This window comes from Bradyrhizobium sp. 186, assembly GCF_023101685.1.
Taxonomy (GTDB): domain Bacteria; phylum Pseudomonadota; class Alphaproteobacteria; order Rhizobiales; family Xanthobacteraceae; genus Bradyrhizobium.
Window position 1 is genome coordinate 4,407,180 of sequence record NZ_CP082164.1, and the last position, 20,272, is coordinate 4,427,451.

A 20,272-nucleotide genomic window follows, 5' to 3' on the forward strand; every position below is an offset into this window, starting at 1 on the left:
GGCGCTCAGAGGCGCCGGCCCCGCGCCAGCGTCTCGGAGGGCGTCTCCCCGAACGTCAACCTGTAGCCCCTCGAGAAATCACCCATGTGCCAGAAGCCGTTGCCGAGTGCTGCGGCCTTGACGCTTACTCCGGCGCTTCCGGTCATGAGCTGGATACGGGTGGACCACAGCCGCTTGAGACGCAGATAATGGTGCAGGCTCACGCCGTGCACCGCGTGCGTCGCGGTCTGGAGGGTGCGCACGGATACGCCGAGCGCGCTGGCGAGCTCGTCGCTGTAGAGCGGTTTGCTGCCGAACAGCACGACGACTTCGTCGAGACGCGCGATCAGTTTGCGGTACTTGTCGAACGATCCGCGTCGCGCGGCCAGCGCCTCGGCTGGCACCAGAGTGGCGTCGAGGCAGGCGAGAAGCGTCTCCTGGATCGGCCGGTTGAGCGCTTCGAACTGCCTGGGATCGTTGCCTCCCGAGGCCAAGCAAAACATGTTCAGGATCGCGGCACGCAGGCGTGCCATCGGCTCGTTTGGCGGACGAAAGAACGCGAGGCCGGTGTCGTAGTCCGCCCAGCCGCGATGGCGCATGTCCGAATTGAAGCGCATCATCAGGTAAGTGTTGGGGTGCTGCTCGACAGACTTGATAGGAACTTTGCCGCGTACGACGCTCACCGTCGCATTGTCGATCTCGCGGCCGTTGCTGATCGAGTGAAAGCAGAACGGGACCACGAGGCCGACGCCATGGTCGGTGCCGACATCGACCTCGAGCCGGCGGGCGAAGGCGCGCTGGAGCACGAAGAGCCCGTCCTGGAGCGGCAGGATGGCGCGGGACAAGGAGAAATCTCGCGGGCGGAGCGGGGTGCTGGTGCCGAGGCCAAGCACCTCGTTGGCGCGAAATTCGCCGAAGTCCGAGAAGCGTTCGATGCCGAGGACTCGCGAAGGCTTCAGCCGGTGGAGCGGCATTTCGGAATCCTGGGGGCATCTGGTTGAGCGGGCTGAGTCCACCGAAAGTATCAGACGGCCGACCATTGGCCCTATTCCGGAAGACTACTGCCAGTTCGTCGACGCCTCATCACGCGACCTGCGGATACGCCGCGTTCTCCCGCCGCTCGCGCTCACCCAATTCGCGCACCAGTTCCTGAAGAAACGACTCGGTGTAGGCGGGCAGGGTACGTTCGGCGCGAACGTAGATGCCGAGATCCGACCACACCGGGCTCCCCGCATTGTCGAGCGGCAGGAAAACGAGCTGGCTGTCGCGCGACAGGCGGCCGATGCCAAGCTGGGTCTGGAACGCAACGCCGACGCCGCGCGCGGCGAGCTCGCGCATCAAGTCGATCGAGTTGGCCTGGATCGCCGGCTCCGGCGTCTCGGAGAGTTGCGCAATCAGCGGCTGAAGCAGGTGATAGATCGACAGCTCCGGCAGCGCGTGGATGACGGGGAAGGCGAGACATTGAGCCAGCGTGACCGTCTTGCGGCGCGCCAGCGGATGCTCGCGCGCGACCACGGCGCCGAGGCGAAACCGCTTCAATGCGACCTGCCGCAAGTCGGGCGGATGCCGGAGCGCCATGGCGATGCCGATATCGGCTTCGCCGCGGCTCAGGGCCTCCAGCACGTCCGATGATCCCTTCACCTCGGTGGTGAAACTGACGCGCCGGGCGCGGCCGCGATGCGAGGCGATCAGGTCCGGCAGCACCGACTCGGTGAGCGACTCGATGCAGGCGATGCTGACGGTGCCGTGCCAGGTGCCGGACAGCGACTGCACATCGGAGCGAAAGCGGTCGAGGTCCTGGAGCACATTCATGACGTGGCGCGCCAGCATCTCGCCGACCGTCGTCAAGGTCAGGCCGCGCGCCGTGCGCTCGAACAAGGGCGATCCAATCTCTTGTTCGAGCTTGAGAATTTGGCGGCTGACCGCGGAGGAGGCGACGTTCAGGACCCGCGCGGCCGCCCGGATCGAGCCGGTGCGGCGGACCGCATGGAAATACTGGATAGAAGGTGAGTGAAATCGCATGGGATCCCCAGCCGGACTATAGCTGTTGCCGAAACGGCATCAACATGTACGAAATTCTCTGCTTTTCGAGAGCGCTGGTTCCACCTAGGTTCGCCGCGGCTTGGCTGGGGCGCCAGGCCTGCGCAACGACGCGCCAGGGGATTTTTGGGTGGACGAGAACATTGTTTGCGAACCCGAGGTCGCGGGCGAACCCGGGGTCGCGCTGGAGACCCGTTTGGTCGATCGCCGTCGCGCGGCCGCCTATGTCGGCGTGACCGCTGGCCGCTTCGAGCAATTGGTGCGCGACAACGTCGTGCCGTCACCGGTCATGGTGGACAACAAGCGGCGCTGGCCTATCGCATTGCTGGATCTCGCGAAGGAAGCGGTCGGAAGCAGCATCCCGTGCCTGCCGCCGGTCACGGCCAATGTCTCCGCTGAGATGCGCCCCTGCGAACGGGACCCTGCACCGCCATCGCGCGAGCTGCCCGACCAGGCCTGGTTCGAGCAGCGCGAGCGGTTCGTTCAGCGCGTCCGCCGATCGCTGCTCTCGGGCAATGAGATCCGTCTGCTGCGCGAGTTCAAGACGCTCAAGCAGAGCCAGATCAGCATGTTCGGCTACTACGGCAGCTTTGAAGCCCTGATGGTGCGCGGCTACATCGTCGAAATCGCGCGCAAGCCGCCGTCGAGCCGTCCGCTGGTGACCTATCGCCTGACCGCGCAAGGCGAGCAGGTGATCTCCGCGCTGAAGGACGAGCCGGTCTTCTGACTGAACGCGGCGATACAATGCGGCATCATCGCACGGCGTGCATCTCCAGAAACGCCTTCACGCCGGTCACATCACCCGTGTCCGACGGCACGTAACCGGGCAGGCTCGCCACCGCTGCACGAAAATCCGCGCTGCGCATGATCTCGAGGATGCGCTGCATCGGCCCGGTGTCCAGGAACGCGCGCTTGCAGACGAAGAAATAATCCTCGGTGAGGATCCGGATGAAATCGAGGCCGAATTGCCGGGCGGCGGCCTCGACGCCAAAACTTGCATCCGCCATGCCGCTTGCGACATAGGCTGCGACCGCGGCATGCGTGAACTCGATCTGCTGCGCGCCGTTGATGCGGCTCTCGTCGATGCCGTGTGCGGCGAGCAGTTGGTCGAACAGCAGGCGCGTGCCGGAATCATGGTCGCGGTTGACGAAGCGCAGCTTGGGCGCGGTGAGATCCTCGATCGATGTGATGCCAAGTGGATTGCCGCGCGCGACCATCAGCCCCATCTCGCGCGTGACAAAGCTGATGACGCGGTCCTCGCGCGGATCGAGCCATTCGCGCGCCGTCTTGATCCCCTGCGCCCGCAGCGCGCCGTGTGGCAAATGCAGGCCGGAGAGGTCGCAGGCGCCCTGCGCCAGCGACACCAGCGAGTTCTGGTTGCTGACATAGCGCAGGTCGACGCCGATGCCGGGCTCGCGGTCGAGGAATTCGCGCAGCTTCGCCACCGCAAAGCCGTGGCTGGCATGGACGCGGATCACCGAAGGCCGCTGCTCGAGAAACGGCTTGATCTCGCTCGCAAGCTCCTGCGCGAGATTTTCGAGTTGGGGCCCGAGCCGCGCCTGCATGCGCTCGCCGGCCCACACCAGCCGCTCGCCGAACGCAGTCAGCTTGGTGCCCTTGCCGCGCTGGGTTTCGACCAGCGGCGTGCCGAAAAACGCCGACCATTGCTCGATCAGATTCCAGACGTGGCGGTAGGAGAGGTGGGCATCGCTGGCCGCGCTTGAGATTTTCCCGGTCTTCCGGATTTCATTGAGGATGCCGAGCATGACCACCGCCGTGCGCGGGCTACCTTCCCGGCGAAACCTCCAAACAGCCTCGATCTCGATTTGAAGCAAGGGCAAGCCTTATGAAGTCTAGTTCATATATGGGGCGTCCATAGGCACAGCATATCATATTTACACCGGCCAACGGGCGCCTAGTCTGGTATACCAGAAGAGGAGGAGATATGATGTCCGTTGCATATGACTTTGCACACTCGCCGGCCACCGAGTTCATGTCCCGGTCGCAGCATCTGCTGATCAATGGCCGCCGCGTCCCCGCAAGCTCCGGGCGCACTTTCAAGTCCCTCAATCCTGCGACCGGGCAAGTCATCGCCACCGTCGCCGAAGGCAACGGGGCCGATGTCGACCATGCGGTCGCCGCCGCGCGGCGGGCGTTCGAAGGCCCGTGGCGGACGATGCGGGCCTCCGGGCGCGGTCAGATCCTGCTGCGCTGGGCGGAGCTGCTCAAGCTGCACGGCGACGAGATCGCCGAGATCGAGTCGATGGATGCGGGCAAGCCGATCTCTGCAACGCTGCGCCAGGATTTTCCGGCGGCCGTCGACACGCTGATCTATTACGCCGGCTGGGCCGACAAGATCAGCGGCGACGTCGTGCCCGTGCGTGACGATGCCCTGACCTACACCGTGCGCGAGCCGGTCGGCGTGGTCGCGGCCATCGTGCCCTGGAATTTCCCGCTGATGATCGGCATGTGGAAGCTCGCGCCGGCGCTGGCCTGCGGCTGCACCGTTGTGATGAAGCCGGCCGAGCTGACCTCGCTGTCGGCGCTACGCATCGCCGAGCTGGCACTTGAAGCCGGCCTGCCGCCCGGCGTCTTCAACGTCGTCACGGGACCCGGCCACGTTGTCGGCGACGCGCTGGTCAATCATCCCGATGTCGACAAGGTCACCTTCACCGGCTCGCCGGGTGTGGGGCGCGGAATCATGAAGGGCGCAGCTGGCAATTTCAAGCGCGTCTCGCTCGAGCTCGGCGGCAAGTCGGCCAATGTCATTTTCGATGATGCCGATCTTGAAGCCGCCTCGAAGGCGGCTGCATCCGGCATCTTCTTCAATGCGGGCCAGGTGTGCTCGGCCGGCTCCCGCGTGCTGGTGCAGGAGAAAGCCTATGACGAAGTCGTCGAGCGACTGGCGGCGCGCGCAAAATCGCTCAGGATCGGCGATCCGCTCGATCGCAAGACGGCGCTCGGGCCGGTGATCTCAGAGAAGCAGATGAAGTCGATCCTCGATTATGTTGACATCGGGCAGAAGGAAGGCGCGACCCTCGTCACCGGCGGTGAGAAGGTCGGCGAGCGCGGCTACTTCATCAGCCCTGCGGTGTTCGCGAATGTCGCGCACGAGATGCGGATCTCGCAGGAGGAGATTTTTGGCCCCGTCGTCAGCGTGATCAAGTTCAGGGACGAGGCCGATGCGCTCAGGATCGCCAACGGCACGGCTTACAGCCTTGCCGCCGGCGTCTGGAGCCGCGACATGGGCAAGCTCCAGCGCTTCGCCAAGCGGGCGCGTGCAGGCACCGTCTGGATGAACACCTATGGCTATACCGACGTGCGGCTGCCTTGGGGCGGCGAACGCGACTCCGGCCTGGGCCGCGAGCACGGCACCGCCGCGATCGACAATTTCACCGAGCCCAAGGCAGTCTGGATGAACTTGGCCGTCTGATACCTCCCGAGCCGGCCAGCCCTGGAGCCTGCCTGATCCGTCCGGTCAGGCGGGTTCCATTTTCACAATCAATAAAATTGTCTGCAATCCGCTCAGCGGCGGCAAACCCTGCGGACAAGAACCGCGCCGCCTTAAACCCGAGCTTTGGAACCGACATGCATCCTTCCCGGAAAGGGTAGGGCATCAGCATGTCGGTTCTCAGAGAGATCGTCGTTGCGGTGGCAGGGGTGTATGCGCTTCTGTTCGCCTGCGACGCATTGTTCGGCTTCGGCGAAGCGCGTTTCGACGACGCTTATTACAGCAGCGCCTTCTATGCGCCGCGGCCAAGGGAATTTCGCTTCGCAGGCGACACGCCGCCGGCGGTCCGCGTCAGCGACGCCTTCGCGCAATTCGCGCCGGGTGAAGCCAAGCCGAACAGGCGTTACTCGTCGCTGACGACGATCATCCGCTAAAGCGCGATGCGATTGGGATGAATCGTCATCGCGCTTTAGGTTGTTTGAGCATGATCTTTTCGGAAAACCGCTGCGCACTTTTCCGGATCATGCTTTAGCGCCTTCACTCCCCCTGGATCCATTCCGCCACGCCGCGCCAGAGCGTGTCGCGGTGCTCGGGGCGAAAGAACCCGAAATGGCCGATCGCCTTGGCGCCGATTTCGGATGGCTTGACCGTCAGCACCTCCGGCTTGGTCGCGACGAATCCGCTCGTGAGCAGCTCGACAGCGGGCCGCGTCGCCCAGGGATCGTCGGAGAAACACAGCGCGCGCAGCTCGCCCTTGTACTTCGCGAAGTTCTCCAGCGCCGGCAATTTTGAATCGAAGAGATAGCGCGGGCTGGAGACCCATTCGGCCCATTGCAGGAAGACGCCCTTGGGCAGGTCCTCGCCGATGCCGGCCCAGCCCGGCGCGTAGCCGAGCGTGTGGACCAGCGGCACGCCGACGAAATTCATGAAGGCATAGACGCGGTATTTCTCCGGCGATGTCATCAGCCGCCAGGTCGCGGCCTGCGAGGCCAGGAGTATGGCGCGCGATATTTCAGTGTTGTTCGCGAGCAGCCCCAGCGCCTGGCCGCCGAAGGAATGGCCGACATAGGCAAACGGCAGCGTGTTGTAGCGCTCACGCATCCAGCGCACCGCCGCGGCGACGTCGAGCGCAGCCCAGTCCGACATCGAGGCCTTGAAGCCGACCAGCGACTTCGGCTGGTTGTATCCGACCATCGCGGGGTGCCGGGAGTCGCCGATGCCGCGATAGTCGTAGGTCAGGACCGCGCAGCCGCGATGGGCGAGGTAGGAGGCAAAGCCGCGATAGATTTTGCGCGGGACGGCGGTCGCCGAATTGATCAGGACGGCATGGCGCTTGGTGCCGCGCGGCAGAAACAGGGTGCCGGTCAGCGCATAGCCGTCGCCTGCCGGGAAGCTGATCTCGTCGATGAAAACGTCGTCGCTTGCGGCGTCCATGGGCAGCCGATGTCCTTGCCGAGTTTCCTCTGGCTTCCAGCAGATGCGAATTCGGCTTTCCCCGCAAGGGTTTGCAGTGCGAAATGGATTTACAACTGGCGGCCGGTGGCCAGCCTGTGTATAAGGCGGCCCTCGCAACCCACAGATCAGGTTGCACTTTTTGCTTCACGGAGAGATTGCGATGTCCGAGCGGTGGACGCCCGAGTCCTGGCGCAGCAAGCCGGTGCTACAGGTGCCCGACTATCCCGACGCCAAGGCGCTGGCCGATGTCGAGGCGCAGCTTGCGACCTTTCCGCCGCTGGTGTTCGCGGGCGAGGCGCGCAACCTGAAGAGGGCGCTGGCGCGCGTTGCGGCCGGCGAAGCCTTCCTGCTCCAGGGCGGCGACTGCGCCGAGAGCTTTGCCGAGCACGGCGCCAACAACATCCGCGACTTTTTCCGTGTGCTGCTCCAGATGGCGGTGGTGCTGACCTATGCCGGCGCAGTGCCCGTCGTGAAGGTCGGCCGCATCGCTGGCCAGTTCGCCAAGCCGCGCTCCTCGCCGACCGAGAAGCTCGACGGCGTCGAGCTGCCGAGCTATCGCGGCGACATCGTCAACGACATCGCCTTCACGAAGGAAGCGCGCGTGCCGGATCCGCAGCGCCAGCTGATGGCGTATCGGCAGTCGGCGGCGACGCTGAATTTGTTGCGCGCCTTCGCCACCGGCGGCTTCGCCAATCTCGGCAGCGTGCATCAGTGGATGCTCGGCTTCCTGAAGGATAGCCCGCAATCCCGCCGCTACAAGGAGCTCGCCGACCGCATCTCGGACGCGCTGAACTTCATGCAGGCCTGCGGCCTCAACCTGGAGAGCCATCCCGAGCTGCGCGCCACTGATTTCTACACCAGCCACGAGGCGCTGCTGCTCGGCTACGAGCAGGCCATGACCCGGGTCGATTCCACCACCGGCGACTGGTACGCGACATCAGGCCACATGATCTGGATCGGCGACCGCACTCGTCAGCTCGATCACGGCCATATCGAGTATTTCCGCGGCATCAAGAACCCGATCGGGCTGAAGTGCGGTCCGTCGCTGAAGGCCGACGAGCTGTTGAAGCTGATCGACGTGCTCAATCCCGACAACGAGCCCGGCCGGCTGACGCTAATCGGCCGCTTCGGGTCCGACAAGGTCGGCGAGCACCTGCCGAACCTGATCCGCGCCGTGAAGCGCGAGGGCAGGATGGTGGTCTGGTCCTGCGACCCCATGCACGGCAACACCATCACCTCCACGTCAGGCTACAAGACGCGGCCGTTCGACCGCATCCTGTCGGAGGTGAAGTCGTTCTTCGCGATCCACGCGGCCGAAGGCACTCATGCCGGCGGCGTGCATCTGGAGATGACCGGCCAGAACGTCACCGAGTGCCTCGGCGGCGCCCGCGCCATCACGGATGAGGATCTCAACGACCGCTACCACACGGTCTGCGATCCCCGCCTCAACGCCGAGCAATCGATCGACATGGCTTTCCTGGTCGCGGAGCTGCTGAAGCAGGAACGCGCCGGCAAGGTCAGGCCGATGCCGGCCGTTGCGGGGCTCTAAGACCTTGCTGCGGATATGGAAGGCCACGATCAATTCCCGCAACGGTCTGGCCTTTGCGTTCCGCTCGGAGCAGGCCGTCCGCGAGGAGATCGTTGCGCTCCTGCTGTCGCTGCCGATCGCGTGGTTCATCAGTTCGACCGCGATACGCGCCGTCGAACTGGTGTGTGCGGTCGCTTTCGTGCTGGTGGTCGAGCTGCTCAACACCGCGATCGAGAAGCTCGCCGACCGCCTGACCATGGATCACGACAAGCAGATCGGCCGGGTCAAGGACATGGGCTCGGCCGCCGTCGGCGTCGCGCTGCTGATGGCCGGCGCGTTCTGGATCTTCGCCATCGTCGAGCGGTTGGGCTTCGTGTAGCCACAGGATCGGAAAAAGGCGGCCATGACCGAACGTCTCGACGAATTCGCGGTCACGCTCGCGCAGCTCGATCCGACCATGGGCGACATCGACGGCAATGCCGCGAAAGCGCGCGCCGCGCGCGCGCAGGCCGCTTCCGACGGCGCCGATCTCGTGCTGTTTCCGGAATTATTCATCGCCGGCTATCCGCCGGAAGACCTCGTGCAGAAGCCGGCTTTCCAGGCCGCTTGCCGCGCCGCGATCGAAGCGCTGGCGCGCGAGACCGCCGATGGCGGCCCGGCGATGCTGGTCGGCACGCCCTGGGTCGAGGATAACAGGCTCTACAATGCCTGCGCACTGCTCGATGGCGGCCTCATCGCCGCGCTGCGCTTCAAATGCAATTTGCCGAACTACGGCGTGTTCGACGAGAAGCGGCTGTTTGCGCGCGGACCTGCGTCAGGTCCCGTGACCGTGCGCGGCGTGCGGATCGGCGTGCCGATCTGCGAGGATATCTGGCTGGAGGAGTCCGAGGACTACGAGAACGTGGTGGAGACTCTCGCGGAGACCGGCGCCGAGATCATCCTGGTGCCGAACGGCTCGCCCTACGCCCGCGACAAGAACGATGTGCGCCTGTCGGTCGCGGTGGCGCGGGTGACTGAGAGCGGTCTCCCGCTGGTCTATCTCAACCAGATCTGCGGCCAGGACGAGCTGGTGTTCGACGGCGCCTCCTTCGCGCTCAATGGCGACTTGTCGCTTGCAGCTCAACTGCCGGCGTTCGAGGAGAGCATCACCACGCTGCGATTCACCAAAAATGGCGACGATTGGCGCTGCACGGGCCCGATCGCCGAACAGCCCGAGGGCGACCACGCCGATTACGCAGCTTGCGTGCTCGGCCTGCGCGATTATGTCACCAAGAACGGCTTTCCCGGCGTGCTGCTCGGTATCTCCGGCGGCATCGATTCTGCGCTGTGCGCGGCGATCGCCGTCGATGCGCTGGGCGCCGATCAGGTGCACGGCGTGATGCTGCCTTATCGCTACACCGCGCCGAGCTCGATTGCGGACGCCGGCGAACTCGCCGGGCACTTGGGGATCCGCTACGAGGTCCTGCCGATCGCGGAGGCGGTGAACGGGTTCGAGACCATCCTCTCGGGCATCTTCAAGAATCTTCCGGCTGATATCACCGAGGAAAATCTTCAGGCCCGCACCCGCGGCACGCTGCTGATGGCGATCTCCAACAAGACCGGGCTGATGGTGGTGACCACCGGTAACAAGTCGGAAATGTCGGTTGGCTACGCCACGCTCTATGGCGACATGAACGGCGGCTTCAATCCGATCAAGGACATCTACAAGACGCAGGTGTTCCGGCTGGCGGCACTGCGCAATGCCTGGAAGCCCGACGGCGCGCTCGGGCCTGCGGGCGAGGTCATCCCGCCCGACATCATCACGCGTCCGCCGACGGCGGAGCTGCGCGAGAACCAGACCGACCAGGATTCGCTGCCGCCTTACGACGTGCTCGATGCCATCCTCGTGCGTCTGATCGAGCGCGAGGAGCCGCTCGACCAGATCATCGCCGCCGGCTTCGACCGTGAGACGGTGGTGCACATCGACCATCTGCTCAACGTCGCCGAATACAAGCGCCGCCAGGCCGCGCCGGGCGTGAAGGTGACGCGCAGGAATTTCGGCCGCGACCGCCGCTATCCCATCACCAACCGTTTTCGCGACAAAGGCGAGCCACTGCCCGCGCCGGACGAGACACTGGTCTCGCGCGCCAACGGCGCCTCGATCGACGCGTTCGAGGGGTAAAGGTTACTGAGTTCACAGAAACTGGTGTGGCGAGGCAGGCGGTCTCGCCACCCACTCCACTGTCATCATCCGCGAAGGCGGATGATCCAGTACTCCGCGGCGAGCGTTGTGAAAACCAATCCGCGCCGCGGAGTACTGGATGCCCCGTCTTCGCGGGGCATGACAGCAAAAGGCAGCTTACTTCTGCTGCTGCGGCAGGAAGCTCGGCCCGACCGAGCGGATCGGCTTGTTCTCGGAGGACGTCGTCGCCGTGCCGGTGTCCGCAGGCGGCGTTGCAGCCGGTGCGGTGGCGGTCGTCGGCGCCGGGGCAGTGCCCTTCTTCGCAGTGGTCGCGGGCGTGCCCTTGGTGAGCTGACGCTGCTGCATCTTCTTGGCGCTCTCCTCGGTGACGATGATGTCACCCTGCTGCTCGGCGGCGGCCTTGTCGTCGACCGATTTCAGCGCGTCGGCCCAGCTCTGGCCTGCGGCCTTGCAGGAGCAGGACGGATTGAACTCGCTGCGGAATTTAAACGCGTTTGGCAAAGCCGAATAGGGCTGCCCGCTGACGGAGACCGCGGAGTTCATGTCCTCGCCGGGATTGCGATAGGTGTAGAGCGAGGCTTCGGCCGCCGGACATAGCGCCTTGCAGCTCTTCTCGTCGTCGGGGAAGCGCGCCGGCACCGTCGCAAACGAGACCGGGAAGTAGGCGCCGTCGCAGGTGCGCACGCACACTGTGCGGTAGGTGCCGGATTGCGGACCGAGGTCGGAGGGCGGTACTCCCTGCGGATTGGCGTTGTTGCCGCCGCCGAACAGATTGCTCAGGAAGTTGCCGCCCTGCGACTGCGCGGCGTTGGCATATTGCGGGCCGCAATTGTTCTGCGCGAGCGCCATCAGCACCGAGCGGCGCTGGCTGTCGCGCTCCGGGCTGAAGCCGCCGGGGCCGCCGCCGCGCAAGCGCTCGAGATTGCCGGTGATCTGATCCAGATTGGCGCGCATCTGCTGGATCTGGGTGTTGACTGGGCCGCATTGCGCCGACTGGCCGTTGAACAGCGAGAAGAAGCCGGAGGAATCGCAGCCCATGCGCTTGGCCTGCATGGTGACGCGGTCGAGCTCGGCCTGCTGGCGCGTGGCCGATTCCTGGTAGCGGCGGATCTGGTCGTCGCGCGCGGGATCGCCGCTCGCCCCGCGATCGAGTCCGGCGAGCTGTCCTTCCAGCCGCGCGCACATCGGGTTCGGTCCAAGCCCGCCTTGGGCCGGCGGTGGCGGCGGACCGGGCGGGCCGGCCTGCGCGAAAGCGCCGGTGGCGAGCACGGCTGCGCTCAAGAGCACGGTGCAGGCAAGGAGGAAGCGAGGACGGGAGAGAGACAAAAATTCAGGCATATCCGCCATTCTAGCGAGGTCGCGGCCCAGCATGACTTGGGGGGCCGAAGCGCGCCCTCCAATAGCCGCTTCCTGCGGCATCGTCACGTCGTTTTGGGGCCAAAGACTGGGTCTAAGATCCGCCAGTTCCGAGGGAATTCAACGCTGGCAGGTGATTGCGACATATTCGTCGCAATGGCCATGAGAGCAGTTTGCGCCGGATTTGGGGACGGAGCCGGTAATTTCGTCGGGATCGACACGGCGATAGGCCGAGGCCTGGGCAAAATCACGCGACTGGCAGTAGGTGCGCGCGACCTGCGCGCCACATTTGTCGCCCTTGGCCAGGCACTGGTCGACGCCGTAGCCGTCGGCCTGGTTGGCGATGATGAAGACGCGGGTCTCGGCGAATGCGGCGCTTGCCGCGACGATGGAGGCACAGGAGACGAGCGCGAACAGGGACCGCATAGGTAGCACCGGGGCTTAAGGGAACCGCCAGCTTCCGAATAAACTCAAAAGGTTAAGGATGATGAATCATCATGGCAGGACGCGCCGCTTTGCGGAGATAAGACGGCATTTTCGCGGCTCCCTTGACGCAAGGGCCCTTCGTGGCCCATATGTTGCCGCATGAACGGTCTCCTCGCCATTTGCGCCATTTGCCGCGAGATTACGAGCTAGCGATTCGCTGGCTGGAGCCGTCTTTTCTCAAAAACATTGAGAGCACTGGACGCCCGGCCAACAGCCGACGGGTATCCATATGGAATTGCGTCTTTACGATACGCTGACGAAGGAGAAGCGGCCATTCGTGCCGCTCGATGCGAACAACGTCCGCATGTATGTCTGCGGACCGACCGTCTACGACTTCGCCCATATCGGCAATGCGCGACCGGTGATCGTGTTCGACGTGCTGTTTCGCCTGCTGCGCCATCTCTATGGCGAGGCGCATGTCAAATATGTCCGCAACATCACCGACGTCGACGACAAGATCAACGACCGTGCCGCGCGCGATTTTCCCGGCCTGCCGCTGAACGAGGCGATCCGCAAGGTCACCGAGCAGACCGGCAAGCAGTTTCACGCCGACGTCGACGCACTCGGCGCGCTCCGGCCGAGCGTCGAGCCGCGCGCGACCGAGCATATCGGCGAGATGCGCGAGATCATCGAAATGCTCGTCGCCGGCGGCTTTGCCTATGCCGCCGAGGACCACGTGCTGTTCTCGCCGCAGGTGATGAACGCGGCCAATTCAGAGCTGCCGCGCTACGGCGCGCTGTCGAAGCGTTCGCTCGATGAGATGATCGCCGGCGCGCGCGTCGATGTCGCGCCCTACAAGCGCGATGCGACCGACTTCGTGCTATGGAAGCCCTCGAAGCCCGGCGAGCCGTCATGGCCGTCGCCGGCCGGCATCGCCGCGCAGGGGCGCCCGGGCTGGCACGTCGAGTGCTCGGCCATGGCCTGGAAGCATCTCGGCGAATATTTCGACATCCACGGCGGCGGTATCGATCTCGTGTTTCCACATCACGAGAACGAGGTCGCGCAGACCTGCTGCGCCTTCCACCGGGAGCGCATGGCGAACTACTGGATGCACAACGGCTTCCTCCAGGTCGAGAGCGAGAAGATGTCGAAGTCGCTCGGCAACTTCGTCACCATCCACGAATTGCTCGCGGACTGGCCTGGTGAAGTGCTGCGCCTGAACATGCTGAAGACGCACTACCGTTCGCCGATCGACTGGACCATGAAGTCGCTGGAGGAGAGCGCCAGGACGCTCGACGATTGGTATCGGGTAGCGGCCGACGTCGAGCCCGGCAAGCCGGCTGTATCCGTGGTCGAGCCGTTGCTCGACGACCTCAACACGCCCCTGACGATCGCGGCGCTGCATGGGCTGCGCAACGCGTCCGACGCCGGTGGCCTGGCCGCGTCGCTGCGTCTGCTCGGCTTCCTCTCCGAGAGCGCTGCGCAGTGGGAAGGGCGCAAGCAGCAGGCGAGCGGCATCGATGCCAAGGACGTCGAGCGCCTGATCTCGGAGCGGACCGCCGCACGTGCGCGCAAGGATTTTAGGGAGTCCGACCGGATCCGCGACGAGCTTGCCGCCAAGGGCGTCGTTCTGAAGGACGGCAAGGATGCCGGCGGCAAGCCGGTGACGACATGGGAGCTCGCGTGATGGCTCAGGCGTTCCCAAAGCCTGGCTTGCGGCCCTTCCTGCCGGCCGATGTGCCGGTCCTCGCCGCGATCTTCGCCGCCAGCATCGAGGAATTGACCGGCGACGACTACAGCGAGGCGCAGCAGCAAGCCTGGATGGCGGCGGCCGAAAGCGAAGAGTTCGGCAAGCGGCTCGCTGCCGACCTGACGCTGATCGCGACGCTGGAGGGCTCGCCCGTGGGGTTTGCGTCGCTGCGCGGCACCGATCACATCCGTATGCTTTATGTGCATCCGGCCGTGGTCGGGCAGGGCATCGCCACCATCCTGCTCGACGCGCTGGAAAAGCTCGCCGGCGGGCGTGGCGCAACCAGCCTGACGGTTGACGCCAGCGACACCGCGGAAAGCTTCTTCGCCAAGCGCGGCTACACCGCCAAGCAGCGCAACACCGTCACCATCAACGGCGAGTGGCTCGCCAACACCACCATGCAGAAGACGCTCGGAGCAGCGCAATGAGCAAGCAGCGTCTCTATCTGTTCGACACCACGCTGCGCGACGGCGCGCAGACCAATGGTGTCGATTTCACGCTGGCCGACAAGCGGGTCATAGCCGCCCTGCTGGACGAGCTCGGCATCGACTATGTCGAAGGCGGCTATCCCGGCGCCAATCCGACCGATACGGAGTTTTTCGGCACCAAGCCGAAGCTCAATCATGCGCGCTTCACTGCCTTCGGCATGACGCGGCGGGCCGGGCGATCGGTCTCCAACGATCCCGGCGTCGCCGGTCTCCTGGAAGCGAAGGCCGATGCGATCTGCTTCGTGGCAAAGTCCTCGGCCTATCAGGTGCGGGTGGCGCTGGAGACGACGAAGGAGGAAAACCTCGCTTCCATTCGTGACAGCGTTGCGGCAGCAAAGGCCGCCGGCCGTGAGGTGATGCTCGACTGCGAGCATTTCTTCGACGGCTACAAGGAAGACCCCAGCTTCGCGCTCGCCTGCGCCAAAGCCGCCTATGAGGCCGGCGCGCGCTGGGTCGTGCTGTGCGACACCAATGGCGGCACCATGCCGAACGAGGTCGAAGCCATCGTCACCGAGGTGACAAAACACATCCCCGGCGATCACATCGGCATCCACGCCCATAACGACACCGAGCAGGCGGTGGCGAACTCGCTCGCCGCGGTGCGCGCCGGTGCGCGGCAAATCCAGGGCACGCTGAACGGCCTCGGCGAGCGCTGCGGCAATGCCAATCTCTGCTCGCTGATCCCGACACTCAAGCTGAAGCAGGAATTTGCCGACGCCTTCGAGATCAGCGTCACGCCGGAGAAGCTGGCGACCCTGGTCAAAGTCTCGCGTACGCTGGACGACATGCTCAATCGCGCGCCGAACCGGCATGCGGCTTACGTCGGCGAGAGCGCCTTCGTCACCAAGACCGGCATCCATGCCTCCGCCGTGATGAAGGATCCGCAGACCTATGAGCATGTGTTGCCGGAATTGGTCGGCAATCACCGCAAGGTGCTGGTGTCCGATCAGGCCGGCCGCTCCAACGTCATCGCCGAGCTCGACCGCGCCGGCATCGCTTACGAGAAGAGCGACCCGAAGCTGACGCGGCTGGTCGAGGAATTGAAGGAGCGCGAGGCGGCGGGCTACGCCTATGAATCCGCCAACGCGTCGTTCGATCTGCTGGCGCGGCGCACGCTCGGCAAGGTGCCGCAATATTTCGAGGTCGAGCAGTTCGATGTCAATGTCGAGCAGCGCTACAACGCGCTCGGCGAGCGCGTCACCGTCGCCTTGGCCGTGGTCAAGGTCGACGTCGCCGGCGAGCACCTGATCTCGGCGGCCGAAGGTAACGGTCCCGTCAATGCGCTCGACGTGGCGCTGCGGAAGGACCTCGGCAAGTATCAGAAATACATCGAGGGCCTGAAGCTGATCGACTACCGCGTGCGTATCCTGAATGGCGGCACCGGCGCGGTCACGCGCGTCCTGATCGAGAGCGAGGACGAGAACGGCGATATTTGGACCACGGTCGGCGTGTCGCCGAACATCATCGACGCCTCGTTCCAGGCGCTGATGGATTCGGTGATCTACAAGCTCGTGAAGTCGGGCGCGCCGGCGTAAGCAAAGATGTAGCCCGGATGAGCGAAGCGATATCCGGGACAGTATGTGCCGCATCGATAGCTTTTCCCGGATGTCGCTTCGCTCATCCGGGCTACGGACGATGGAGGAGGCGCAGACATGATCGACCACATCTCCGTCGGCGTCAGCGATCTCGACCGCTCTGCAAAATTCTACGAAGCAATTCTCGCCACACTCGGGCTCGCGCGGCTCGTCACGCGGCCGCGGACGATCGGCTTCGGCAAGGCCTATCCGGAATTCTGGATCAATTTGCGCGAGGGCATGCCGCGCGTGCCACCGGAGAGCGGCATACACATCTGCCTGCGCGCGAAAGCGACCAGCGAGGTCGATGCGTTTCATGCCGCAGCACTCCTGGCCGGCGGTGCATCCGACGGCGCGCCGGGCATCCGCCCGCACGACCGCGTGCGCTACTATGCGGCCTTCATCATTGATCCCGATGGCAACCGGATCGAGGCGGTGACGTTTCCGACTGAGTAGCTCTCAGAGCTTGCGGGCCACTTCCGGGGCGAGCTGCTTTTCCGCGTCGGCAATCTGTGCCGCCGCCGCCTTCAGCTTCGGCAGAATCTCCTCGACGCGATCGGCCTTGAGGATGTCGACCGAGAGGCCGGCGCGGATGAACTCCGTCTGGCGCATGTGCGACAGCAGCGAGAACAGCGGCTCCCAGAAATTGTCGATATTGGCGAGCAGCACGGGCTTGGCGTGACGGCCGAGCTGCTTCCAGGTCAACTGCTCGACCAACTCCTCCAGCGTGCCGACGCCGCCCGGCAGCGCCACGAAGGCGTCGGACCGCTCGAACATCAGCCGCTTGCGCTCGTGCATGTCGGGGGTGACGATCATCTCCTGCACCCGGGTCAGCGCGTTCTCGCGCAACCGCAGAAAATCAGGGATGATGCCGGTGACGGTGCCGCCGTGATCGAGCACGGAGGTCGCGACCGCGCCCATCAGTCCAAGCGAACCGCCGCCATAGACCAGGCGGATGTTGTTCTCGGCGAGCGCCTTGCCGAACGCCTTGGCGCCTTCGGTGAAGTGGGGATTGGTTCCGGGACCGGAGCCGCAATAGACACAGACGGTTTTGATCGTGCTCATTGGTGCCATGATGCATTGCAGCGAAGGGGCGTCAAGCCCAATTGGTGATTCGGGGCTGTCGGAAAATCTACTGGTAAATGACGACAAACAATCGAAGATTCGCCATCTGGCGGGGTGCGCCGGCATCGGGAAGTCTCTATATGACGGGCGAAAATCGTTAATCGCAACGCGGCCCGCATCCGGCGGGCCTTCAGGCTTTTTTGATGGACCAACCTCAATCGTTCGACGGCGCCGACGTTCCTGATCCTGCCGGCGGACCGCTGGAGCGGGCCACCTTGATGGGCACGCTGGCGCATCTGTGGCCCTATATCTGGCCCGGCGACCGTTTCGACCTGAAGATGCGCGTGGTCTGGTCGATGGTGCTGCTGCTCGCCGCCAAGCTGATCACGCTGACGGTGCCGTTCAGCTTCAAATGGGCGACGGACGCACTGACCGGCGCCAATACCGCGCCGGTGCAGGCGGACAACTGGCAGCTCTGGGTGATCGCATCGCCCCTGCTGCTGACGGCGAGCTACGGCGCGATGCGCATCGTGATGGCGGTGCTGACGCAATGGCGCGACGGAATTTTTGCGCGCGTCGCCATGCACGCGGTGCGCAAGCTCGCCACCATCACTTTCATCCACATGCACGAGCTCTCGCTGCGTTTCCATCTGGAGCGCAAGACCGGCGGCCTGACGCGCGTGCTGGAGCGCGGCCGCGAGGGCATCGAGGTCATCGTGCGCATGGTTATCCTCCAGCTGATCCCGACCATCGTCGAGGTCTCGCTGCTGATGGCGGTGCTGCTCTGGCAGTTCGACTGGCGCTACGTGCTCGCGACCCTCATCACCGTCGCAGTCTACATGTACTACACCTACGTCGCGACCGAGTGGCGGATCGGCATCCGCCGCAAGATGAACGATTCCGACACCGAGGCGAATACCAAGGCGATCGACTCGCTGCTCAACTACGAAACCGTGAAATATTTCAGTGCCGAGGCCCGCGAGGCGCAGCGCTACGACCGTTCGGTCGCGCGCTACGAGGAGTCAAGCGTCCACGCCTATACTTCGCTCGCCGTGCTCAACACCGGCCAGGCGGTGATCTTCACGCTCGGGCTGACTGCGACCATGCTGATGTGCGCGATCGGCGTGCGCAACGGGACCAACACGGTTGGCGATTTCGTGCTGGTCAACGCCATGATGATCCAGCTCTACCAGCCGCTGAATTTCATGGGCATGGTCTACCGCGAGATCAAGCAGGCGATCATCGACATCGAGAAGATGTTCAACGTGCTCGGCCGCGAGGCCGAGATCAAGGATGCGCCGAATGCGAAGCCGCTGGTCGTCTCCGCAGGCGCCGTGCGCTTCGAGGATGTGCGCTTTTCCTATGAGACGGCGCGGCCGATCCTCAAGGGCATCAGCTTCGAGGTGCCGGCCGGCAAGACGGTCGCGATCGTCGGGCCCTCCGGCGCCGGCAAGTCGACCATCTCACGACTTCTGTTCCGCCTTTACGACATCTCCGGCGGAAAGATTTTGATCGACGGCCAGGACATCCGCGAGATCACGCAAGCATCGCTGCGCGCCTCGATCGGCATGGTGCCGCAGGACACCGTGCTGTTCAACGACACCATCCGCTACAACATCCGCTACGGCCGCTGGGACGCCAGCGATGCCGAGGTCGAGCAGGCGGCGCGGCTGGCGCAGATCGACCACTTCATCCGCATGGCGCCGAAGGGGTATGAGACTCAGGTCGGCGAGCGCGGCCTGAAGCTGTCCGGCGGCGAGAAGCAGCGCGTCGCGATCGCGCGCACCGTGCTGAAGGCGCCGCCGATTCTGGTGCTGGACGAGGCGACCTCCGCGCTCGATACCCATACCGAGCACGAAATCCAGGGCGCACTCGAACGCGTCGCCAAGAACCGCACCTCGCTCGTGATCGCGCACCGGCTCTCGACCATCGTCGGCGCCGACGAGATCATCGTGCTGGACCAGGGCCGGATCGCCGAGCGCGGTACCCACGCAAATCTGCTGGCGCAGGGCGGCCTCTATGCCAGCATGTGGAACAGGCAGCGCGAGGCCGAGGCGGCGCGCGAGAAACTGGCCAGGATGGCCGACAGCAGCGAGGCGCCCAACCGGGAGCCACCGCCGGTCAAGGACGTCCTCACGACGCCTGCAGCTGCGGAGTGACCTTGTCTCCGGTCCCAACTCTGGCCTAAACAACCCCGGTGCGCGAGACGACCCCGCGCCATCAACCCTTGAGCGGCAGATAACGATGTCCATTCTCGATTCGATCCAGCGTCAGATTCCGCCGATCCACAAGGAGGGCTATCCCTTCATCGGCGGCTTTGCGCTGGCTAGCCTGGTGCTGTTCTGGCTGTGGTCGCCCCTGGGGTGGATCGGTACCGCGCTCACGGTGTGGTGCACGCTGTTCTTCCGCGACCCTGTAAGGGTGACGCCGGTGCGCGAGGGGCTCGTGGTGTCGCCGGCCGACGGCCGCGTGTCGATGATCACCATGGCGTTGCCGCCGGCCGAGCTCGGGCTCGGCGACCGGCCGCTGCCGCGCATTTCGGTCTTCATGAGCGTGTTCAATTGCCATGTGAACCGCAGCCCTGTGGCGGGCAGGGTGGACCGCATCGCCTACCGGCCCGGCCTTTTCATCAATGCCGAGCTCGACAAGGCGAGCGAGGACAATGAGCGCAATTCGCTGGTGATCTCGACGCCTACGGCACGGATCGGCGTGGTCCAGATCGCAGGCCTGGTCGCCAAGCGCATCGTCTGCTTCGTCCGGGAAGGGCAGGCGGTCGGGGCCGGCGAGCGCTTCGGCCTGATCCGCTTCGGCTCGCGGCTCGACGTCTATCTCCCGGCCGGCACCAAGGCGCTGGTCTCGGAAGGGCAGACCGCGATCGCCGGCGAGACGATCCTGGCCGACCTTGCCGCTGATGACCCGAACCGCGCTTATCGGGCCAATTAACCATTAAGTCGGTGCATGAGGGCGTTCCGCCGCAA

At 64.8% G+C, this 20,272-nt stretch carries 19 protein-coding genes; 12 read left to right on the forward strand and 7 right to left on the reverse strand.

Translation table 11 applies throughout. The features are described 5' to 3' along the window. Window positions 1-5: 5 nt before the first annotated feature. On the reverse strand, window positions 6-953 hold the full coding sequence (locus IVB18_RS21005) for a helix-turn-helix domain-containing protein (protein WP_247990864.1): 948 nt from the start codon (window positions 951-953) through the stop codon (window positions 6-8). Window positions 954-1,062: 109 nt separating this feature from the next. Then, window positions 1,063-2,001 (reverse strand): LysR family transcriptional regulator, encoded by a 939-nt coding sequence (locus IVB18_RS21010; RefSeq protein ID WP_247990865.1) that lies wholly within the window; start codon window positions 1,999-2,001, stop codon window positions 1,063-1,065. A gap of 148 nt (window positions 2,002-2,149) precedes the next feature. On the opposite strand from IVB18_RS21010, the gene IVB18_RS21015 reads away from it, so the two are divergent. Further along, window positions 2,150-2,746: a hypothetical protein gene (locus IVB18_RS21015; RefSeq protein WP_247990866.1), complete on the forward strand. Its 597-nt coding sequence runs from the start codon at window positions 2,150-2,152 to the stop codon at window positions 2,744-2,746. 25 nt (window positions 2,747-2,771) lie between these two features. Here IVB18_RS21015 and IVB18_RS21020 read toward each other — a convergent pair whose 3' ends face one another. Next, on the reverse strand, window positions 2,772-3,854 hold the full coding sequence (locus IVB18_RS21020) for a substrate-binding domain-containing protein (RefSeq protein WP_247990867.1): 1,083 nt from the start codon (window positions 3,852-3,854) through the stop codon (window positions 2,772-2,774). A gap of 113 nt (window positions 3,855-3,967) precedes the next feature. Between IVB18_RS21020 and IVB18_RS21025 the strand changes: the two genes are divergently transcribed. Both IVB18_RS21025 and IVB18_RS21030 read left to right on the forward strand, forming a co-directional pair. Then, the gene (locus tag IVB18_RS21025; RefSeq protein ID WP_247990868.1) at window positions 3,968-5,452 is read left to right on the forward strand and encodes an aldehyde dehydrogenase family protein; all 1,485 of its coding nucleotides are present in this window, start codon (window positions 3,968-3,970) and stop codon (window positions 5,450-5,452) included. A gap of 188 nt (window positions 5,453-5,640) precedes the next feature. Continuing rightward, the gene (locus tag IVB18_RS21030; protein ID WP_247990869.1) at window positions 5,641-5,904 is read left to right on the forward strand and encodes a hypothetical protein; all 264 of its coding nucleotides are present in this window, start codon (window positions 5,641-5,643) and stop codon (window positions 5,902-5,904) included. Window positions 5,905-6,007: 103 nt separating this feature from the next. On the opposite strand, the gene IVB18_RS21035 is transcribed toward IVB18_RS21030, so the two are convergent. After that, window positions 6,008-6,904, reverse strand: coding sequence for an alpha/beta fold hydrolase (locus IVB18_RS21035; protein WP_247990870.1), 897 nt, complete (start codon window positions 6,902-6,904; stop codon window positions 6,008-6,010). Between the two features lie 181 nt (window positions 6,905-7,085). Here IVB18_RS21035 and IVB18_RS21040 point away from each other — a divergent pair, with 181 nt between their 5' ends. Genes IVB18_RS21040 through IVB18_RS21050 form a run of 3 tightly spaced genes read left to right on the forward strand, consistent with a single transcriptional unit; the run spans window position 7,086 to window position 10,614 of the window. Beyond that, window positions 7,086-8,474 (forward strand): 3-deoxy-7-phosphoheptulonate synthase class II, encoded by a 1,389-nt coding sequence (locus tag IVB18_RS21040; RefSeq protein WP_247990871.1) that lies wholly within the window; start codon window positions 7,086-7,088, stop codon window positions 8,472-8,474. 4 nt (window positions 8,475-8,478) lie between these two features. Further along, on the forward strand, window positions 8,479-8,832 hold the full coding sequence (locus IVB18_RS21045; RefSeq protein ID WP_247990872.1) for a diacylglycerol kinase: 354 nt from the start codon (window positions 8,479-8,481) through the stop codon (window positions 8,830-8,832). A gap of 24 nt (window positions 8,833-8,856) precedes the next feature. Then, window positions 8,857-10,614: an NAD+ synthase gene (locus tag IVB18_RS21050; RefSeq protein WP_247990873.1), complete on the forward strand. Its 1,758-nt coding sequence runs from the start codon at window positions 8,857-8,859 to the stop codon at window positions 10,612-10,614. Window positions 10,615-10,791: 177 nt separating this feature from the next. On the opposite strand, the gene IVB18_RS21055 is transcribed toward IVB18_RS21050, so the two are convergent. Together IVB18_RS21055 and IVB18_RS21060 are read right to left on the reverse strand one after the other, a co-directional pair. Continuing rightward, a complete protein-coding gene (locus IVB18_RS21055) occupies window positions 10,792-11,982 on the reverse strand; it encodes a DUF2865 domain-containing protein (protein WP_247990874.1) in 1,191 nt (396 codons plus the stop codon). A 129-nt stretch (window positions 11,983-12,111) separates the two neighbouring features. Continuing rightward, window positions 12,112-12,417, reverse strand: a complete 306-nt coding sequence (locus IVB18_RS21060) for a hypothetical protein (protein ID WP_247990875.1) — start codon at window positions 12,415-12,417, stop codon at window positions 12,112-12,114. A gap of 289 nt (window positions 12,418-12,706) precedes the next feature. Between IVB18_RS21060 and cysS the strand changes: the two genes are divergently transcribed. From cysS to IVB18_RS21080, 4 genes are all read left to right on the forward strand, one after another. Next, window positions 12,707-14,104 (forward strand): cysteine--tRNA ligase, encoded by a 1,398-nt coding sequence (cysS, locus tag IVB18_RS21065; RefSeq protein ID WP_247990876.1) that lies wholly within the window; start codon window positions 12,707-12,709, stop codon window positions 14,102-14,104. After that, complete coding sequence (locus tag IVB18_RS21070) at window positions 14,104-14,595, forward strand: GNAT family N-acetyltransferase (protein ID WP_247990877.1); 492 nt, start codon at window positions 14,104-14,106, stop codon at window positions 14,593-14,595. The genes cysS and IVB18_RS21070 overlap by 1 nt, the downstream gene beginning before the upstream one ends. Next, window positions 14,592-16,190: a citramalate synthase gene (gene cimA / locus IVB18_RS21075; protein WP_247990878.1), complete on the forward strand. Its 1,599-nt coding sequence runs from the start codon at window positions 14,592-14,594 to the stop codon at window positions 16,188-16,190. The genes IVB18_RS21070 and cimA overlap by 4 nt, the downstream gene beginning before the upstream one ends. Before the next feature lie 117 nt (window positions 16,191-16,307). Then, window positions 16,308-16,685 (forward strand): VOC family protein, encoded by a 378-nt coding sequence (locus IVB18_RS21080; RefSeq protein WP_247990879.1) that lies wholly within the window; start codon window positions 16,308-16,310, stop codon window positions 16,683-16,685. A 3-nt stretch (window positions 16,686-16,688) separates the two neighbouring features. Here IVB18_RS21080 and IVB18_RS21085 read toward each other — a convergent pair whose 3' ends face one another. Further along, window positions 16,689-17,294 carry a TIGR00730 family Rossman fold protein gene (locus tag IVB18_RS21085; RefSeq protein ID WP_247990880.1) on the reverse strand — a complete coding sequence of 202 codons (606 nt, stop codon included), beginning with the start codon at window positions 17,292-17,294 and terminating at the stop codon, window positions 16,689-16,691. A gap of 203 nt (window positions 17,295-17,497) precedes the next feature. Here IVB18_RS21085 and IVB18_RS21090 point away from each other — a divergent pair, with 203 nt between their 5' ends. Both IVB18_RS21090 and IVB18_RS21095 read left to right on the forward strand, forming a co-directional pair. Further along, a complete protein-coding gene (locus IVB18_RS21090; protein ID WP_247990881.1) occupies window positions 17,498-19,453 on the forward strand; it encodes an ABC transporter ATP-binding protein/permease in 1,956 nt (651 codons plus the stop codon). Then, entirely contained in the window at window positions 19,443-20,237 is a 795-nt protein-coding gene (locus tag IVB18_RS21095; protein ID WP_256477113.1) for a phosphatidylserine decarboxylase, read from the forward strand. The genes IVB18_RS21090 and IVB18_RS21095 overlap by 11 nt, the downstream gene beginning before the upstream one ends. Window positions 20,238-20,272: the final 35 nt, after the last annotated feature.

Excerpts from the sequence above, each read along its gene's own strand:
- IVB18_RS21055 (WP_247990874.1), bottom strand. The coding sequence starts at position 11,982 with ATGGCGGATATGCCTGAATTTTTGTCTCTCTCCCGTCCTCGCTTCCTC.
- IVB18_RS21030 (WP_247990869.1), top strand. The coding sequence starts at position 5,641 with ATGTCGGTTCTCAGAGAGATCGTCGTTGCGGTGGCAGGGGTGTATGCG.
- IVB18_RS21090 (WP_247990881.1), top strand. The coding sequence starts at position 17,498 with ATGGACCAACCTCAATCGTTCGACGGCGCCGACGTTCCTGATCCTGCC.
- IVB18_RS21060 (WP_247990875.1), bottom strand. The coding sequence starts at position 12,417 with ATGCGGTCCCTGTTCGCGCTCGTCTCCTGTGCCTCCATCGTCGCGGCA.
- IVB18_RS21070 (WP_247990877.1), top strand. The coding sequence starts at position 14,104 with ATGGCTCAGGCGTTCCCAAAGCCTGGCTTGCGGCCCTTCCTGCCGGCC.
- IVB18_RS21050 (WP_247990873.1), top strand. The coding sequence starts at position 8,857 with ATGACCGAACGTCTCGACGAATTCGCGGTCACGCTCGCGCAGCTCGAT.
- IVB18_RS21025 (WP_247990868.1), top strand. The coding sequence starts at position 3,968 with ATGTCCGTTGCATATGACTTTGCACACTCGCCGGCCACCGAGTTCATG.
- cimA (WP_247990878.1), top strand. The coding sequence starts at position 14,592 with ATGAGCAAGCAGCGTCTCTATCTGTTCGACACCACGCTGCGCGACGGC.
- IVB18_RS21005 (WP_247990864.1), bottom strand. The coding sequence starts at position 953 with ATGCCGCTCCACCGGCTGAAGCCTTCGCGAGTCCTCGGCATCGAACGC.
- IVB18_RS21010 (WP_247990865.1), bottom strand. The coding sequence starts at position 2,001 with ATGCGATTTCACTCACCTTCTATCCAGTATTTCCATGCGGTCCGCCGC.
- IVB18_RS21085 (WP_247990880.1), bottom strand. The coding sequence starts at position 17,294 with ATGAGCACGATCAAAACCGTCTGTGTCTATTGCGGCTCCGGTCCCGGA.
- IVB18_RS21080 (WP_247990879.1), top strand. The coding sequence starts at position 16,308 with ATGATCGACCACATCTCCGTCGGCGTCAGCGATCTCGACCGCTCTGCA.
- cysS (WP_247990876.1), top strand. The coding sequence starts at position 12,707 with ATGGAATTGCGTCTTTACGATACGCTGACGAAGGAGAAGCGGCCATTC.
- IVB18_RS21040 (WP_247990871.1), top strand. The coding sequence starts at position 7,086 with ATGTCCGAGCGGTGGACGCCCGAGTCCTGGCGCAGCAAGCCGGTGCTA.
- IVB18_RS21035 (WP_247990870.1), bottom strand. The coding sequence starts at position 6,904 with ATGGACGCCGCAAGCGACGACGTTTTCATCGACGAGATCAGCTTCCCG.